13 protein-coding genes are annotated in these 17,322 nt (G+C 49.7%); 6 read left to right on the top strand and 7 right to left on the bottom strand.

The window, feature by feature from the left end:
- Positions 1–118: 118 nt before the first annotated feature.
- A complete protein-coding gene (locus BN4314_RS05885) occupies positions 119–994 on the top strand; it encodes a MarR family winged helix-turn-helix transcriptional regulator (RefSeq protein ID WP_068540265.1) in 876 nt (291 codons plus the stop codon).
- A gap of 56 nt (positions 995–1,050) precedes the next feature.
- On the opposite strand, the gene BN4314_RS05890 is transcribed toward BN4314_RS05885, so the two are convergent.
- Both BN4314_RS05890 and BN4314_RS05895 read right to left on the bottom strand, forming a co-directional pair.
- The gene (locus BN4314_RS05890) at positions 1,051–2,529 is read right to left on the bottom strand and encodes a 3'-5' exonuclease (protein WP_068540266.1); all 1,479 of its coding nucleotides are present in this window, start codon (positions 2,527–2,529) and stop codon (positions 1,051–1,053) included.
- Between the two features lie 192 nt (positions 2,530–2,721).
- The gene (locus BN4314_RS05895; RefSeq protein WP_068540267.1) at positions 2,722–4,632 is read right to left on the bottom strand and encodes a DUF3825 domain-containing protein; all 1,911 of its coding nucleotides are present in this window, start codon (positions 4,630–4,632) and stop codon (positions 2,722–2,724) included.
- A gap of 211 nt (positions 4,633–4,843) precedes the next feature.
- On the opposite strand from BN4314_RS05895, the gene BN4314_RS05900 reads away from it, so the two are divergent.
- Complete coding sequence (locus BN4314_RS05900) at positions 4,844–5,527, top strand: phosphatase PAP2 family protein (protein ID WP_068540268.1); 684 nt, start codon at positions 4,844–4,846, stop codon at positions 5,525–5,527.
- 169 nt (positions 5,528–5,696) lie between these two features.
- Here the strand turns inward: BN4314_RS05900 and BN4314_RS05905 are convergent, their stop codons facing one another.
- Entirely contained in the window at positions 5,697–7,097 is a 1,401-nt protein-coding gene (locus BN4314_RS05905) for a Na+/H+ antiporter NhaC family protein (protein ID WP_068540269.1), read from the bottom strand.
- A 194-nt stretch (positions 7,098–7,291) separates the two neighbouring features.
- Here BN4314_RS05905 and BN4314_RS05910 point away from each other — a divergent pair, with 194 nt between their 5' ends.
- The 3 genes from BN4314_RS05910 to BN4314_RS05920 are packed head-to-tail and all read left to right on the top strand — an operon-like array spanning position 7,292 to position 10,784.
- Entirely contained in the window at positions 7,292–8,248 is a 957-nt protein-coding gene (locus BN4314_RS05910; protein WP_068540270.1) for a LysR family transcriptional regulator, read from the top strand.
- An 8-nt stretch (positions 8,249–8,256) separates the two neighbouring features.
- Positions 8,257–9,165 (top strand): RluA family pseudouridine synthase, encoded by a 909-nt coding sequence (locus BN4314_RS05915; protein WP_232309723.1) that lies wholly within the window; start codon positions 8,257–8,259, stop codon positions 9,163–9,165.
- Between the two features lie 47 nt (positions 9,166–9,212).
- Positions 9,213–10,784 carry a 4Fe-4S dicluster domain-containing protein gene (locus BN4314_RS05920; protein ID WP_068540271.1) on the top strand — a complete coding sequence of 524 codons (1,572 nt, stop codon included), beginning with the start codon at positions 9,213–9,215 and terminating at the stop codon, positions 10,782–10,784.
- A gap of 354 nt (positions 10,785–11,138) precedes the next feature.
- Here BN4314_RS05920 and BN4314_RS05925 read toward each other — a convergent pair whose 3' ends face one another.
- The gene (locus BN4314_RS05925) at positions 11,139–11,447 is read right to left on the bottom strand and encodes a hypothetical protein (RefSeq protein WP_021735211.1); all 309 of its coding nucleotides are present in this window, start codon (positions 11,445–11,447) and stop codon (positions 11,139–11,141) included.
- 320 nt (positions 11,448–11,767) lie between these two features.
- Positions 11,768–12,418, bottom strand: a complete 651-nt coding sequence (locus tag BN4314_RS05930; protein ID WP_068540272.1) for an HAD family hydrolase — start codon at positions 12,416–12,418, stop codon at positions 11,768–11,770.
- 119 nt (positions 12,419–12,537) lie between these two features.
- Here BN4314_RS05930 and secG point away from each other — a divergent pair, with 119 nt between their 5' ends.
- On the top strand, positions 12,538–12,786 hold the full coding sequence (gene secG, locus BN4314_RS05935) for a preprotein translocase subunit SecG (RefSeq protein ID WP_021735160.1): 249 nt from the start codon (positions 12,538–12,540) through the stop codon (positions 12,784–12,786).
- A 460-nt stretch (positions 12,787–13,246) separates the two neighbouring features.
- Here the strand turns inward: secG and BN4314_RS05940 are convergent, their stop codons facing one another.
- Both BN4314_RS05940 and BN4314_RS05945 read right to left on the bottom strand, forming a co-directional pair.
- A complete protein-coding gene (locus BN4314_RS05940) occupies positions 13,247–15,019 on the bottom strand; it encodes an ABC transporter family substrate-binding protein (protein ID WP_068540273.1) in 1,773 nt (590 codons plus the stop codon).
- Positions 15,020–15,234: 215 nt separating this feature from the next.
- Complete coding sequence (locus tag BN4314_RS05945) at positions 15,235–17,277, bottom strand: dipeptide ABC transporter ATP-binding protein (protein ID WP_021735146.1); 2,043 nt, start codon at positions 17,275–17,277, stop codon at positions 15,235–15,237.
- Between the last annotated feature and the right edge of the window lie 45 nt (positions 17,278–17,322).

Genomic DNA, 17,322 nt, shown 5'->3' on the forward strand with positions numbered 1-17,322 from the left:
TTTCTTGGGTAGTTTAGACTTGTCCTGGCAGCAGCTTGCTGTCTTGAAAAACCTTGACATGGGGTCAGGGTCGCGCGGAAGCGCGGGTGCGGGAGCACCGGAAGAAAGATGAAGGTATATGAACGCCAACGAGATGATGGACCCGGCACGCGAGAATTTGCCTGAATGGGCTCAAGAGCCAAAGATGACAGAGCCAGTAAAGGAGAGCTCTGTAGCAAGCAAGACAGATGATGATAAGTTGTTTATGGACGAGTTGATGAAGGCATCTCGTCTGATGCGTCAGCGCCAGCGCATGATGGGCGATGAGCGTCGTGATGCTGCTGAGCGCGATCGTGAGGCTCAGCGTGCTCTTAAAATGCTGACTCTCAAGTCTGAGATGGAACAAAAAGAAATGGCCGAGCTGATGGGTACTCGCCTGCGTGCTTTGGACGAGCTGCTGGCTGGTCTTGAGAAGCGCGGTCTCGTTACTCGTGTGCAGCCCGAAGAGCCTGACATGCGTATAGTGCGCGTCTCTTTAACCGAGCAAGGCAGGGGCACGTCTGAGGGTGAGAGTGCGGATAGTGTTGAGCCCACTTTGATTCCTGGCTTTGCTGAAGAAGATCGCAAGGACCTGGTCGAACTGCTTAAAGGTCTTAACGCATCATTGGAGGCTATGGGTCTGCGTGATGAGGACCGTGGGCCTCGTGGCAGTTTCCGTGGCAGCGAACGTGGTGGTTTTGCTGGTAGACATGATGACAATAGACGAGGCGGGGGCCGTGGGGGCTTCCCTAGTCGTGATAACAGGCGCGATGGTTTCCATGGCCGTGATGAGCGCGGCAGCGATCGTGGAGGTTTTCGCGGTGAGCGTAATGACCGCGGCGGCTTCCGTGGTAATCGCCCCAATCATAGTGCTCGCTATGAGCACAATGACCGTGGCAACCAGCGCTTTGGTAGTCGCCGTAGTGGAGGTTTTGGTGGCGGCAATCGTGGTCGCGGCTTTGGTAGCAGTAACTAAAAGTTTTGCGACCTGGGCGCATCTTGCCTCATAAGCCTTGTTTCATAAAGCTGTTACTAACTAAAGCAGGCAAGCGAGATGGAGTGCGTAGGAAGTTTGCCAGTAGCACTCACTTGGGCGAGCGCTACTGCAAAGCAGGCAAGTCCGTGAGCTAAACCAGTTTGGTCTACTACGCTCAGGCGCGCTTGGATGACCTGTGGATTGGCGTTGCTTTCGCCGGTAATAGAAGCAACAAAATCCCCTTGCTCAACACTTCCTATCCGTACAGCTGCCTTAAGATGTTCGGGTAGTTGGGATGCCGCTTGAGTAAGCCAGGAAGCAGACCAATTTGCAAGTTCAAGAGAGCCTCCGCGCGAAACTGTAGCAAGAGGTTCAAGAAGCGCTTGCTCGAGGTTTTTGCTCGCAGTTTTGAGCTGGGGTGAGTGCTTTGTCTGTATACGCTTTGTATCGTGTGATTTTGTCGTTGTGGTCGTAGTACCCGTCTTCTTGTGAGTGGCGCTTGTGTTTGGAGATTTGGCTTCTGCATGTGTGGAACTCACAAACATATTACGGAGAGCAAACTCAGCTTGTACAGTGCGCAGCATCAGGTTGGTATCATCAAGACCAAGGTGTTTTTCTACTTCTCCTGTGTCCAAGGTGCCGCGACGACGTGCCCAGTTTTCTAGTGAAGCGGGGCGCGATTCGCGGGGCAACCCCACCATATCCTTGTCAATGCGACGGCAAATATCGCGTGTGTCGATAGGTATAATCTTGCCTGCTTTGCGTGCTTCGGCATAACCGTTGAGGTGCAGCATCATCCAAGAATCCTCAAATGAAGCATTGTGTGCCATAAAAGGATACCGAGAAAGCAGGGTTACCAACTGTTTTTGTAGATCTTTGTCCTGACGCAGGGGTTTTTTACCAGCAAGCATATCAGGGGTAATGTGATGAACACGCTCCATTGGAATCTTGCGACCTTCCCATGCATCAGGAAGTCCACAGTAGACGGCACGACCATTTTGGGGAGTTGCTTCGGGCGTGAGCTCCATGGTTTCCCAGCCAATATTGATAATATAGCCACGGTCAGGATTGCGCCCTGTAGTTTCGAGGTCAATACCAACAACGGTACCCTTGACGGGTGCGGCAACATAGACCACGGCAAGATTGTCCATATTGCCGCCTACTTCGCGTGTAACCTTCTTAAACGAGCGATGCTGTAGTGCAGCTACGCCATGGATAAGATCGGCGTCAGTCATACCGCGTGAAAGATTAGGACTGTTGGATTCGGCGCGACGGGTCGCGAGGGCAACTGCCTCTGGCGCATCGGAGGTTTCTACTAGGTCACAAAGCGTGCGATTGCGGTCGGCTAGTTCACGCACTAAATCAAAGGAGAAAGACTCCTTGCCCAATGGCTGCGCAAACCACTCATCGCGCAAGACTTTAATGGCCTCCTCAGTCCTGAGGCGCTCTGATTCAACGGCAGAAAGACCATCGGCAAGAAGAAATTCAGGAATAAAAAATGAGCCGGCAAGTTCAATAGCTTGACTAACGTTCATGGTGCTCCTTGTGGTGCTAATTTAGCGAATGGAACTTATGGATATCCAGCCGCCTCATCTTGTGTGCTGTCTTAGATTCTACCCCTCAATCAGGACAGGCTTGCAGCTATGATTTTGCATTGATGCGGCAAAAAGCTTTTGCAGCCAAAGACTTGTCAGAGTTCATTTGTGATGCTGGGTAGACGTACTGTATCAGGCTTTAAGGGCTTCCGAGAGCCAGCGAGGCATTTGAGCTGATACCACACGAGCACATGCATAGGCATCACGCAAGCAAAGCGTCTTCAAGGGGTGTAGGCGACCTGCTTGGTATTGTGCTATAAGTGCTGCGCTCACTTGGGGGTTAGCCTCTTCTGCTGTTGTTTTTTCAAGTGGGAGTAACAGGTAATTTTCACTTGTTTGAGGATCCCAAATGAGTGCGAGTTCACGAAAGGATCTTTTTACGCGAGCGAGTGCACGCATGCAGGCTTCTGTAGTAACGTCCGCGCGGGGATTGTCGAGAAGTGTGGTTTCATATGGTAGATAGAGATCCTCGAGAGAAGAGATATAACTTGCAGGAGCGGGGAGCATCTCCCAGCCAGTGAGACGAGGATCTGTCGCCGTGAGCGCCGCGACAAATTCCGCAGGCCCAGACTCTGCGGCAGAGACTACATTCATGAGACAGAAAATCTCCTGGTAATTCGCATTGACCAGACCAGTATTCCAGAGTTTTTGCTTGCCGTCAGTTGACGCTACGACGCGGTTTTGTTCAAGTGCGCGAACAAAGTTGACACTGAGATATTCACGCAGAATTGGCAGGTCGTCCTCGTCTATCTCACCCCAAGTTTCATGAGCCGCAAGCAGGAAAAAGCTTTGACAAAATTCTGTCCAGCTTCCGAAATGCAAATGTCGAGAGAGTTCTAAGGCGAGATTACGACGACGATAAGGTGCTAAAGAGGTGGCAGAGATTGCCATCCAGAAATCCTGTGTTGTGCGAGGGACTGTGGCCAGCTCTCTATGCTCGGGAGTTGATCTGCATTCTGTATGCATCTGGACATCAGAGATAATCCAGCGCTTGCCTGCGTTTAGACCATTACTGCGTTTGAGATACACCTCAAGAGGTTTTTTGCCGGCATCGTGATAGCGCAAGGGGAAGTGAGCATCATTGCGCGTGTAACTCACATTGCCAGTTGCACGAGCGACCTGCCAATCCTCCTCGAGTGTTGATAGGACGTCAGCGCCGAAGGGTAGCGATAGGGCGAGCTTGCTCATAAGTTCTTCAGGACAGCGCACCTCAGGCCAGAATTGCTTGGGCAAGGCACGCTCTGCAGCACTTTGAGTGGGAATACTAGGGGTAGACATAACAGCCTGAGATGTAGGATGAGGTGCAGAACTTTTGTGTTCAGATTTGGGAAACAAACCCTCTTCCAAAAGACTTTCGTCTTCTATGACGTTTTCTTCCTCGAGGCTTTCTACATCAGGCCCAGATTTGGGAACAATAGTGAGACGAATTGAGGGCTGAGGGGTCAGAAGGGCAGTGTTGGTCTCATTTGTATTTTCGCCCTCAAAGGGAGTTTCATTTTTAGGTTTTTCTGCCGTTTCGTCAGGAACATCGGAAGCCTGGTTTTGCTCAAGCTCGATAGGATCTGGCGTTTTTGCAACAGCTATTTCAACTTGCGCAGACGTTTTGGCAGATGTGTTTTCGGATTCTGCCGTACTGATTGGTTCAGACGCAGCTGTTTCTTCTTCTGTCAGTTCTTCATGCAGGGGTTTTAGTGGCTCGCGATGAGGTGGATGTATAGGTCTCATCTGAGCCTTTTTGCGCTTCCAGGGCTTGCCAGTTTTTTTGGGTGCTTCATTTTCCGCAACTGTTGTTAGTGTGGTCAGTGCTTCATCAAACTGAGGATGTGCCTGTAGCGTGGCATATATGCGTCCACCTTTAAACTTGGTGAGGGTCACAAACTCAAGTTTTTCCAAGAGCTCTGGTACAGACTCGCAGTCTAAGTCATACGCTGTGATGCCATCTGCCTGCAATACTTCTGTGATGCGGGGCAAAAAGATTTGCTTGCCCTGGCCAAAAGCCTCAAGAAAGAGGCGATACAAATAAAGCGCGTTTTCTGTACTCATTCTCGATGTCATAATATCCTCTCAAAGCTGTAAAACAACTCTTGTGAGGAGTTGTACGAGTTCAAATCTAGCGTTGTACCTACCTTATGGTAGCGTCCGCGGAAGACATAAGTTTGCGGCGTTACGATGCCTTTATGCTTAGTTAAGGATACACAAAGAATTATTGGACAAAATAGCTTATGCCTACATGACCGGCGAGCGGAGATTTTGAATGGATACTGAGTTGCTTTCACAAGAAGCCCAAGAAGTGGCTAAGAAGGGCCGGCGCCTTGCGTGGGCAAACCGACGCTCAGTGATTTTTGCTATCTGTGTCGTAATTTTTTTGCTTTTGCTAGAAGATGTGTGGGGAGGCGAGATACTGCGCCTTGATCGTCTGGCATACCACTATATCGTTGAGGATTTGCGGAGTGATTTGCTTACGCCAATTATGCAGGCAATTACAGGCTTAGCAATGCCCGTAGTGTTGGTGGTGGTATGGATTGTTGCGGCTGCTTTTGCGCCAGGGCGGCAGCCGGGGCGGTGTATGTTATTCAATTTGGCAGGCGCTACTGTGCTTAATGTTTTGCTTAAACAGCTGGTACAGCGTCCGCGCCCTGAGGGCTTTCGCCTCGTAGCGGAGAGCGGTTATAGTTTTCCATCGGGACATTCGATGGTGGCAATGGCATTTTATGGTCTGCTTGCTTATTTGGTATGGCATTATGAGAAAGACCGCGTCATGCGTTGGGTGTGGTCAGTCTCACTCGCGTTTGTGGTACTTGCTGTGGGCGTGAGTCGCATTTATTTAGGTGTGCACTATGCATCTGATGTGTTGGCTGGTTTTTGTGTCTCAATGGCTTGGTTGGCGGTGTATACCAAGGTAGTTTGCCCGCTCTTTTTGCCCGAACCAGCTGAATAGCCCTGACACTCGCAGGTCTAGACCCTGGTTTAGTAAACGCTACAAGCTCTTAATCCCCGCAGTTTTTGATCCCAGTATGTCCTGGGGACTAGGGACGCTTTTAACCTTGCGCGCAAAGGCGCACAAAGATGTGTGATGCGCAAGGTAGAGACAGCGAAAAGTACTGTGATTATGCGACCTTAGGAAGGGCATCTATGGTGCCACGAACGCGTCGGACATCATCGTGCTCAGCAAGACCCAGTAAGCGTCCTGCCTCAGAGGCAACAAAGTTAGGATCTTTGCGCGACTTAAAGGACAGAAGCAAGGTCCAAAGCGGAATGAGATATAACAGGAAGGCCCACACAATGCAGCTAGTGGGGGCATCTACAAAAGAAAGAATAGCTGCGCAGGTAATCGACCAAGGCACGAGCGCTGTAATTACAATAGCGCTGTTTTCTAGGTCCAGTGCTAGAGCAGAGCCATCGCCTTCGACGTCGTCGCAAAGCTGCTGGGTTAGCATGACTGCTAAAGTTTGCTCGCAGCTAATGATGGCCGCCAGTACTGAAGTAATAAGCACACTCACAAAGGGCGTATAGCGTTGGGAAATCTTTTGAATCATACCGCGCATACCGCAAATGAGCCCCGTGCCCTCAAAGATAGTTGCATAGCTGCCAGCAATAGAGATGATTGCGATAATCTCGAGCATTGTGTGAATACCGCCGCCATCAACCATATGTGCCAAGGCAGGATTCATTGAGTGGAAGCCACCAAAGTAAAGCGCCGGCAGCTCTCCTACAGGAACACCTTGGACAAAGACGCAGATAAGGCTTGCTAATGCGAGGCTCACCAACATAGTTATATGCACGCGCACCTTAAAAGCAGAAAGTACAATAACGGCAAAAGCGGGAAGCAAGACTACAGGTGACATTTCAAAACTTGACGAAAAAGCAGCAGAAACATTGGGAACCGTACCTGAACCTGCGCTAAATATTCCTATAAGCACGTAGAGAATACAGCTGCCGATAAAAGGAACGATGCCAGTGCGTAGCATGCGCTTCACATTGTCAAAGATATCGGTATCAGTGATAGTTGCTACGATAAAAGCACTTGATGACATGGGGGACCAACGGTCGCCGCAGTAGGCTCCAGCCAAAATTGCCCCACCAGCAAACATGGGATTGATACCCATGGCGCGGGCGATGGTCATGCAGATAACGCCCATTGTTGCTGCTGCACCAAAAGAGGTGCCCATAAGCGTTGACATTGCTGAGCAGAGCAAAAAAAATGCAAGCAAGCAAAGCTGTGGAGAAATAATCTGGGTTGACAGACAGACAATAGCTGGAATAGTACCTGATGCACGCCAGCTTGCGGTAATGGCTCCAATGATGAGCAAAAGAAGAAGTACGGGACGAACCTTAGATACGCCCTGCTTGATCATGCCAAAAAGGGCTTGGGGTTTGTGTCCGCGAAAGAGACCATATGCCAAAAAGATCATGAGGCCCATGGCAAGCGATACAACTAGGGGAATGCCTGAAGAGAGGGTAACTAAAAGTATTACGACGAACAAACCAAGAGTAATGTACTCAGCCATGCGGCAAGTCCCTTTCATTTAATACGCGCACATACAGAGCTATTCTTGCCGCATGAGAACATTGAGTCAAACTGTATTTAGATGTACTATATACAAATATTATTTGTGTTAAAAAAGCATCAAAAACGCTACGTAAAGCTAAGTGTATTGCTCAACAGGGATTCAGATATGTGTCCGCATAAGGGGAGAACAATATGAACTTTAGCTCCTTTGATTATTTTATTGCAGTTGCAGAAGAGCTTAGTTTTACTCGCGCAGCCGAGCGGCTCAACGTAACCCAGCAAACACTATCTGCTCATATTGCTGGCCTTGAGCGCGAGCTGCACGTGAGACTAGTCGATCGCCATGTGCCTTTGACGCTGACATATGCCGGTGAAGAATTTCTTGAATATGCACGCCATTTCCAAACTAAGCGTCGCGTGATGGAGCAGGAGTTTCGCGATATTTCTGGCAACCAGCGTGGTCTTTTGCGCGTTGGCGTGGCATCTACGCGTGGTCACATTATCATGCCGCGTACTATAGCCAGTTTTCAGCGTCGCTATCCTCAGATTACGGTCAGCTTGTACGAGAGTGAAAACCAAGACTTGGTACAGCTGTTGCGTGAAGGACGCGTTGATATGGTTGTTGCAACAATCGAATCTGATGCACAGGGATTAGTGGTGAAAGATTTGTACGATGAGGCAGTTATGCTGCTTTGTCGTCAAGATTTGCTTGAACGCTATTATCCTGGTCGCGCAGAAGAAGTGGTGGCAGAAGCGGCAAAAGATGGGGGCCTCAAAGCACTAGAAAAGCTACCTTTTTTGCTGGTAGGAGATGGAGATATACCAGGGGCAGTACCTCGCCAGGCCTTTCGTCGCGAAAACATCCATCCTGATGTGCGCGTAATTTCTAAAAATGCTGAAACTCTGGTGGCACTGGCATACCGAGGGGTAGGCGCTTGTTTTTGCTCATCTGAGCTTGCCCATACGAGTTTTCCCCACTCAGCAGAAGCAGGTATGCGCCTCATAGACCTCGGTGAAGGAGCAAAGTATCCCATCTGTGTCGCGTGGCGCAACTCCCCCCATACGTGGTCTATCGTTACGGCCTTTTATGATTTGCTCCAAACCAAAGTGAGGGATGGCAAGGGCTGGTCGGCAGAAGGTCCTCTCTAGGAGTTGCAATGAGCAAAACTCAGGCGTTTCATGTGGTCTCTGATGGAGAGCAGCTATGCTTTATGCCCACAAGAGAGATGTTGGCAGGCCAACTTCTTGCGGCAGCAGGAATTTCTAAGCGGCAAACTCAGCGCATCTTTGCGAATGGACGCTTGCGTTTGGCAGAGCAGGTCCTGCATCCCGAGGACATGCTCAGTGCTTGGGAAGAAGTAAAGCTTCAGCTAGCTGTTAGGCCAGTGCAGTGTCTGGACCCATCTGCAGCGAAAGGCTTTTCTTTGCTTGCAGCCGATGCGTTTTTTCTTTCAGTTGATAAACCTGCAGGTATTTTAGTGCATGGAGATGGGACTGGAGCTCCCAATCTGAGCGAGCGAGTTGCAGAGTATCTATGTACACAGGGTTATGCTGGGCGACCTCAAGCAATTCAGCGCCTCGATGTAGCAACGACGGGATTGGTGATATTTTCTCTTACCGAAGAATTCCAACCTGCCTTTGATGCTCTGGTGGCAAGCAACGCTTTGCGTAAACGCTATTTGGCCGTGGTTGCAGGGGACTTCCCCTCGTGCATTCATCAGATAGATGCAGCTATCGGTCGCGATCGTCATAATGCTCATCGCATGCGTATACATTCCCATGGAAAAGAAGCACATACTCGTGTTTGTGTACTTCAGCGCTGCAAGGGTTTGAGCTTACTGGAACTTGAGTTGCTTTCTGGACGCCGCCATCAAATTCGAGTACATCTTGCTTCTGTGGGCTTTCCTTTGCTAGGAGATAGTCTTTATGGTGGTGTGCCGCATCCTGATGGTTTAATGCTTCATGCTTGGCGTGAGGAGTTTGAGCATCCAGTAACTCAACAGCATATAAAGCTCGAAACCGCTTTCCCAAAACGCTTTGCCAAGCTGGGCTTTACTGCGTCATAATAGACTTTAAGAATTGGGGAGAAATACAGCAAAAGAGAGAGGCAACCATGGCTGATACCATGCGTGGCGTGTACACCAGTCTAACTAAAATTAGGCGTGATGTATTCCGCGAAGTCGCAAAGATTTGCTATAGCATCCCGAGTCATCCCGAAAGTGGTGATGAATATTTTGATGCTAAATTTGACAATCTTCCGTACAAGATTTTGCCTGGTGATGTAGCTACTTATCGTGAATCAGTTTTTCTTGAGCGTGCCATTGTTTCTGAGCGCATTCGTTTAGCCTTGGGCTTGCCTTTGCAAGGCGTTGACAAGCCTTGCCGTGTTTCTGAGGGAATCAAAGAAGCTACGACTAACGGTTTGGATTACTATAAGCCGCCGCTGATTAATGTTATCAAGTTTGCTTGCAATGCTTGCAAAGATAATGTGTATGAAGTCACAAACAGCTGTCAGGGCTGCCTTGCCCATCCCTGTCGTGAGATTTGTCCCAAACAGGCGATCTCGTTTCAAAACAAGCGTGCAGTTATCAATCAAGACCTTTGCATCAAGTGCGGACGTTGTGCGCAGGTTTGTCCTTACCACGCAATTCATCGTCACGTGCGTCCCTGCGCTGATGCCTGCGGCATGCACTGCATTGGTTCTGACGAGCATGGGCGTGCTGAAATTAATTCTGAAAAGTGCGTTTCTTGTGGTCAGTGCCTCATTAACTGCCCCTTTGGCGCTATCGCCGATAAGAGTCAGATTGCGCAGGTTATCTTCTCTATTCTTCAGGGAGAAGAAGTGATTGCTGCGGTTGCGCCTGCCTTTGTTGGCCAATTTGGCGGTAAAGGTAATGTTGGCAAGCTGCGTGAAGCCTTCAAGCTATTAGGCTTCTCCGGTGTTGAGGAAGTCGCTTTGGGTGCCGACCTCTGTACAGTGCAGGAAGCAGAGGATTATCTTTCTGAAGTACCTGATAAGCTTCCATTTATGGGCACATCTTGTTGTCCCGCATGGGCTTCTATGGCAAAGAAAGAATTCCCCGAGCACAAAGAAGCCATTTCCATGGCGCTAACTCCGATGGTTTTGACCGCGCGTATGATTCGAAGCCAACATCCCCACGCAAAGATAGTTTTTGTAGGACCATGTGCAGCAAAGAAGGGTGAAGCACTTCGCAAGTCTGTTCGCTCTGAGGTTGATTTTGTTTTGACCTTTGAGGAAATGGCAGGCATGATGGAAGCCAAGGACATCGATTACCTCAGCTTACATGATGATAATAAGAGCGATTTTGACGTTGCGAGTGCTGATGGTCGTGGTTTCGCGGTCGCGGGTGGCGTTGCAAACGCGGTTGTTAATGCAATTCATGATAAATATCCTGACCGTGAGGTGTCTATCGCAAATGCTGAGAGTCTTGATGAGTGCCGACAGATGATGAAAGATGCCATCAAAGGCAAATATCCTGGCTATCTATTGGAAGGTATGGCTTGTCCTGGCGGCTGTGTGGCTGGCCCTGGTACTTTGGTGCAGATCAAGAAGTCGGCCTCTGCAGTTAAGCGTTATGCCAAGAGGTCGCCGCATAAGTTTGCTACCGAAAATATGTACCTTGACCATCTGGAGAGCCTCACTGCTGATTTTGATTCTGAGTAAATAATTTGCGCACAGAGATGTAGCCAAGCAGAGCTTGCGTTTAACGTGCCTTCGGTTAGAGAGGGCACAGCGTGAGTGCAGATGTGCCCTCGACCACAGATGGTTCGAGTTTCGAACGCGCCAATTACAGATGGTTCAAGTTTCGAGGTCTTAAACAAAAGATGGTTCGAGTTTCGAGGTAGGGGAGCGTAAAACCGCAGGTCAGATTTTCCTCTAGTTCGAAAAACGAGCCATCTATCGAAAAGCAGACCGAAAAACGAACCATCTATCGAAATTATGACTAAGGTCCGCTGACTTACGCCAGCGGACCCCGAGTCGTTTTAGAACTTTATGTAAAGCTACGATACGCTTTGCTTACGCGCTTTTCTCATGAGAAAGAGACGCATAGAACTTGGAGTCAGAGAAGACATCCTTGATGGTTTTGCCGTGGATGAAGGGAAGAGCCAAGAACTCATCGACCGTAGGTACCAAAGGGCTGCAATCTACAAAGTGATTCTTGCTATTACGCCTGCTGGTGTCCTGTGCACGCCACGACTCGAAGTTAACGTCGGTCAGATAATAGACATTGCCGTCGACCTTCATATACACTGAGTGATTGCAGTGCAGATAGTCGGCGAGCTCGTCGTAATTAATCTCGAGTGCCTCAGCAGCTTTCTTACCCATGTATGCCACCTTTCCTCGGATGAGTGGATGTTTCCATATTCCAATAGTAGCCCGAAATTACCAGTTTTATACGCACAGCCACTTACCGATAGGTAAGCGTTGTATTCGCGGGATTTTCTGAGGAAAAAATATAAAATCCGCAGTTGATTGCCCAAAAAATAAACATAAATGATGGCTTAATGAGCATGCTTTGAAGGCATTGTGAATATCAAGAATTTGTTGGTTTCTTTTTTGCTTATGCGTTTTGTAGGATAAGCAAATCGCATCTTCCTGTGGCGTATGTCATCCTCGCCACGTTTCGTTGCGGCTTTGGGTTGCAACTAGCTGAGGATTGCCTGTAGTAGTGCCGCTGTGTCACTGACAATAAGTGGCGCTCCATGCTCACGTAAAAAGTCATGGTCGCGGAAACCCCAATCCACCACAATACAGTCGCAGCTAGTATTGCGAGCGGTATCGATGTCAACCTCTGAGTCGCCAATGTAGACACAATCAGCGGGTGTGAGTTCAAAACTTTTGAGTGCTGCCTGTACCATGTCGGGAGCGGGTTTGCGCCGAACGCTTTCGCGCTCACCAACAGCAATATCAAACTTACCAGAGAAGTACTGCTTTACAAGTTCCTGAACAGCAAAATCGCCCTTGTTAGAAACCACAGCGCAGCGAATATTGTGTGCGTGCAAGGCATCAATCAGCTCATATATACCCGGATAGGGAGCAGTTGTCTCGGCGCAGTGATCCGCATAATGAGCTTTGAAATCTGTCAGGACTTGTTGTGTTAACGATTCAGGTGTATTGAGAGGCACGGAATGTTCAATGAGAAACTTCATACCATTGCCTAGATTGCGGCGGGTTTCTTCATGACTTTTTTTGGGCATGTCGTGAAGCTCGAGGGCATAGTTAACCGAGGACCACAGGTCCTCAAGGGTATTTAAGATGGTGCCATCCAAATCAAAAATCGCTGCTGAATAACCCATATGTATCCTTAGTCTTGAAGTTATGTGGCAAACACTAATAGATGGTATTCTGCTAAAATTGTATGCTATCCGTCTTGGAGTTGGTATGCGGTTGTGTCTGCCGCGTGAAGGAGTCTTTTGTGAACGTGCTTAATATTATCCTCGTTGTTTTGCTTTTTGCTTCTGGTTTGTTCACGGCTTTGCTTATCCTGATGCACTCTGGCAAAGGTACAGGTGTTTCTGACATGATTGCAAGCTCCATGTACAATTCCGCTGCTGGTTCTGCCGTTTGGGAAAAGAATCTTGACCGTTTGACTGTCATTTCTGCAGTGGTCTTTGGTTTGTGCATCGTAATCATGGCGTTGACATTCCCTCTGGGCACCATCTAAGCCCTGCTGACATCCTGTACGTCTAAACCCGCAGCTTCCTGCGGGTTTTTTCATGCCTTATGCTTCTGTGTCATGCCAAATTCCACACATCATTTCCAATGTCGCAGCTTTGCTTAACAAATACTACGTTCTATTTTGTTCAGTGGAGTTCTGCGTGCCAAACGCCACGTTCCGTTTCAGAAAAAATGTCAAAAGCCACATTCCATTTCAAAGGGCCTGACGTTTCCGCAGGTAAATTTTTTTCGTGTGAAATGAAACGTGGCTTTTGGCAAAAACAGTGAAGCAGAACGTGGCTTTTGCCACGCGGAGTGAAATGGTTTGAAGTAGAACGTGGCGCATGGCAAGCAGAGCCGGATTGATACTCGAGACGACTCGAGATGTGCCGTGCATCTCTCAGTAATAAAAAAGAGCCTCCCAAAGGAGGCTCTTAGTCGCGCTTATTTGGCGCAAGCAAGATAAGCTACTTTGCCCAACCAATGTTCTCAGCCTGGATATCGGAGAGCAGAGCGGGACCCCAGTTAGCAAGACCAGCCTTGCAGAGCATGCAGTCTGCACCAGCGTACAGAGGGATGAAGGCGTAGGAAGTAAGAGCTTCCTTCTCAGCCTCGTTAAAGGCCTTCATCTGCTCAGCGTGATCGGCGATACCCGTGACAGCAACAAACTTCTCATCGAGTTCCTTGGAGCCAGTGTGGGTGAAGTTGGAGTCGCTGTCGACACCAAAGATCTGCTTGCCGTTGTTGTAGGAAGCAGAGCTAGAGTTCCAACCAAAGAGGAAGGTATCCCAGTTGCCGCCAGTCAGAGTCTTGGAGAACTCAGAAGCAGGCTTATTGTCGATGTCAATCTTTATGCCGGCATCCTTGGCCATCTTTTGGATAGCAGCAGCACGGTTCTTGACGGTGTTGGAGTCACCAATGGCGGTAAAGGTAAAGGCAACCTGCTTGCCGTCCTTCTCGTAGTAACCGTCGCTACCCATGGTGTAGCCAGCATCCTCGAGGGTCTTTTTGGCGGCAGCAATCTGCTCCTCGCCAGGCTTGGGATCAGTGACATCCTTGGGCAGGTTGTTCTCATAGCCGTCCATCCAGGGCAGAATAGTCAGCGAGCCCAAGCGCTCCTCAGACCAGTTAACACCCTGATAGACGATGCCCAAGATGGTCTCGGTGTTGATGCACTGGACGAAAGCCTTGCGAACTGCGATGTCCTTGAGGCCCTCACGGGAAGCGTTGACCTCGATACAAGCAATGCTGGTGGAGTCGCCACGACGCACCTCGGTGTCCTCCATACCCAAGAAGTTGGAAAGCATCTCGGCAGAGCCGCTCTGGCCAGCCTCAGTGGCGTCAACCTCACCATTCTTGAAGGCGTTGAACATTGCCTGAGAATCCATCTGCTTGAAAGTGATGGACTCGAGTTTTGCCTCGTCGCCCCACCATTTGTCGTTGCGGACAAAGGTGATCTCGGTCTCATCGGCCTTGTCGATGACGAAAGGACCGCAGCCCCACTCGTTGTGCCAGTTGTTGACCCAGCCCTCGTTAAAGACCTTAGGATCAGCAGCTGCAGGGTGTAGGGCACCCATCAGAGACTCATAGGGGTAGAAAGGCCTATCGAAAGTGATGATAGCCTGCTTGTCATTCTCGCCCTTCTCGACGCTTGAAATCTGATCAAAGCCGTCAGTAGCAGAAGGAGTGTAGTTCTCGTCTTGACCATTCATGCAGCTCCACAGAGCCTTAACAGCGGTCCAGTCGATGGGGGTACCATCGTTAAAGACTGCCTTCTCGGCGAGATTGAGGGTAACAACCTGCTTGCCGTCCTTGTCCTCAACGGAGCTGGACTCAACAAAGTTGGGGTTGGGCGTAAACTCTTTGCCGGTAGGATCGCAGCGATAAAGAGTAGCAGCCTGGTTGTAAAGGTACCAGAACCACCTGATGTAGGTGGTATTACCGTTTACGCTGAAGTAGTTAAAGTCTGGGCCAATCTCGGTAATGGGGAGCACGAGGGTGCCGCCGTCCTTGATTGCATCGCGCTCAAGCGGGTTATTGTAGGTCTTGCCCTTCTCAGGGATGGGAAGCTTGTCAAGCGGGGTAGTTGCGGGAGAACCGTTCTGGGGCTCAACACCTGCGTCGCCCGCGTTAGAGCCAGCGCCGCTGTTGCCAGACTTGCCGCACCCAGCCAGACCAAGTCCAGCGATGGTGGCAGCAGTACCTGCCATACCCAAGAACGAACGACGAGAAAGTGCCATGTTTCCTCCAAAATGTCAGCGAACAAATAACTAGTGCTGAAAAGCACCTATTGGTACTCCACAATATCTTATTAGAAATCACATAAAAAATGGTGAGATATCTGTGGATGGACGTTTCTAATCTGTTACATGATGCAATAGACGTCCGATACATACAAAAAAGTGACCCGCACATTGCGAGTCACTTTCAACTTGTTTTTTGCACTGAAGCTATGCTAGGCCTTGTGGCTAGAAAGTAGGCTAGAAGAGGAAACTAACTTGCCATCCTGATAGACCATACGCTCGCGTGTGCGCTCAATCTTGGGGTCAGGAATGGGGATAGCAGAAAGCAGAGCTTGTGTGTAAGGATCTTGCGGATTGGTAAAGACTTCTTCGGTGTCTCCCTGCTCAACAATCTTGCCGAGGTGCATAACGGCAACACTGTCGGAGATGTGGCGAATAACTGCCAGGTCATGAGCAACAAAGAGATAAGAAATCTTGAGCTGTACCTGCAGATCTTCAAGCAGGTTGATGATGCCTGCCTGGATAGAGACATCCAGAGAAGCAATAGGCTCATCAAGCAACAAAATCTTGGGGCTGGTAGCAAGGGCGCGTGCAATAGCAATACGCTGACGTTGACCACCCGAGAACTGAGAGGGGAAGCGGTCCACATAGTCGGGGTTGATACCGACAAGATGCATCAGCTCACCAATACGCTTGTTGATATCCTTGGGCGACCATTTCTGCGCGCGCAGGGGCTCTGCCAACACATCATAGATAGGCATACGAGGGTCAAGTGAGCTCATGGGATCTTGGAAGATAACCTGCAAATCACGTCTAAGCTCACGACGTTCGCGGTTGTTTTTAAGGCTTGCAATGTCCTTACCCAGTACGGTAATACTGCCGCTTTCAGGTTTCACAAGATCCATGATCTGCATTAGTGTGGTGGACTTACCCGAACCAGACTCGCCAACCAAAGCTAGTGTCTCACCCTCATGGAGCTTGAAAGAGACATGGTCAACGGCAGTCATCGTACCCTTGTCACGGCGAATCAAACCCTTGCCTTGAACAGGGAAGGTCTTTACCAAATCCTTGACCTCAAGGACAAGGGGGCGCTGATCGCGAGGTACTTCGGCCCACTTGGCTGGTAAGGGCTCAAGCTTGGGATAAACATCTTCAAAGTTGAGGTGGCGATCGCGGATGGTTGCGAGCTTATGACAGCTTACAAGGTGGCCTTCGGCAGCGTTAAAGGGATCAAGAGTTGGCTCAATCTCAAAGCAGGAGCCGCTTGCCATGGGGCAGCGCGGTGAGAAGGGACAGCCCTTAGGAATAGCTGCCAGCGAAGGAGGGTTGCCCTTGATAGGGACCAGACGGTGCTCAGCCGCTACGTGAGGCTTGGGTACGGCACCCAAAAGGCCCATGGTGTAGGGGTGAGAAGGCTGGTCAAAGACGGTGTCGATACTGGCACGCTCGACAGCACGACCAGCATACATAACCAAGACATCGTCTGCGGTACCTGCGATTACACCCAAATCGTGGGTAATCAGGACAACCGCTGCGCCTGTCTCACGTTGAGCTACAGCGAGCACATCTAAAATCTGTGCCTGAATGGTTACGTCGAGTGCCGTGGTGGGCTCGTCTGCAATGATGACATCAGGGTCGTTAGCGATGGCAATGGCAATAACAACGCGTTGACGCATACCGCCAGAAAATTCGTGAGGGTAAGCGTCCAGACGATCCTCGGGGTTGGTAATACCCACCATGGTAAGCAGTTCGATGCAGCGATCATGGAGCTGCTGCTTGGTCATATTGGGGTTATGAATGAGCAAGGTTTCTGCTAACTGATCACCAATACTGAACATGGGTGTTAAAGCAGATAGAGGGTCCTGGAAAATCATCGAGATAGACTTGCCGCGAAAAGCGGCCATCTCTTCATCTGTCTTGTCTACCAGCTCTTCTCCATTAAATTTGACCGAACCGGTAACGTAAGCATTGTCATCAAGAAGGCCAATCAAAGAAAGAGCAGTTACCGATTTGCCCGAGCCCGACTCACCGACGATACCTAAGGTACGTCCGCGCCAAAGGTCAAAGTTAACGCCACGTACGGCGTCGACGCGACCTGCCTCGGTTGCAAAAGACACCTTGAGGTTGCGAATACTCATGATAGGGTCGCCCTGAGGGGCACCCTTGGGTCCGTTATTTTCAAGCAGCTCATAGCGTAAGGTATCGTCCTTGACAACCCAAGAGGTCTGCGTACTTGTACTTGTCGTTTCGGCCATTTGTAGCTCCGTCACTTTCATTTGTTGTGCGCTCGTAGGTGAGCG

The sequence above is a fragment of the Olegusella massiliensis genome (assembly GCF_900078545.1).
GTDB lineage: Bacteria > Actinomycetota > Coriobacteriia > Coriobacteriales > Atopobiaceae > Olegusella > Olegusella massiliensis.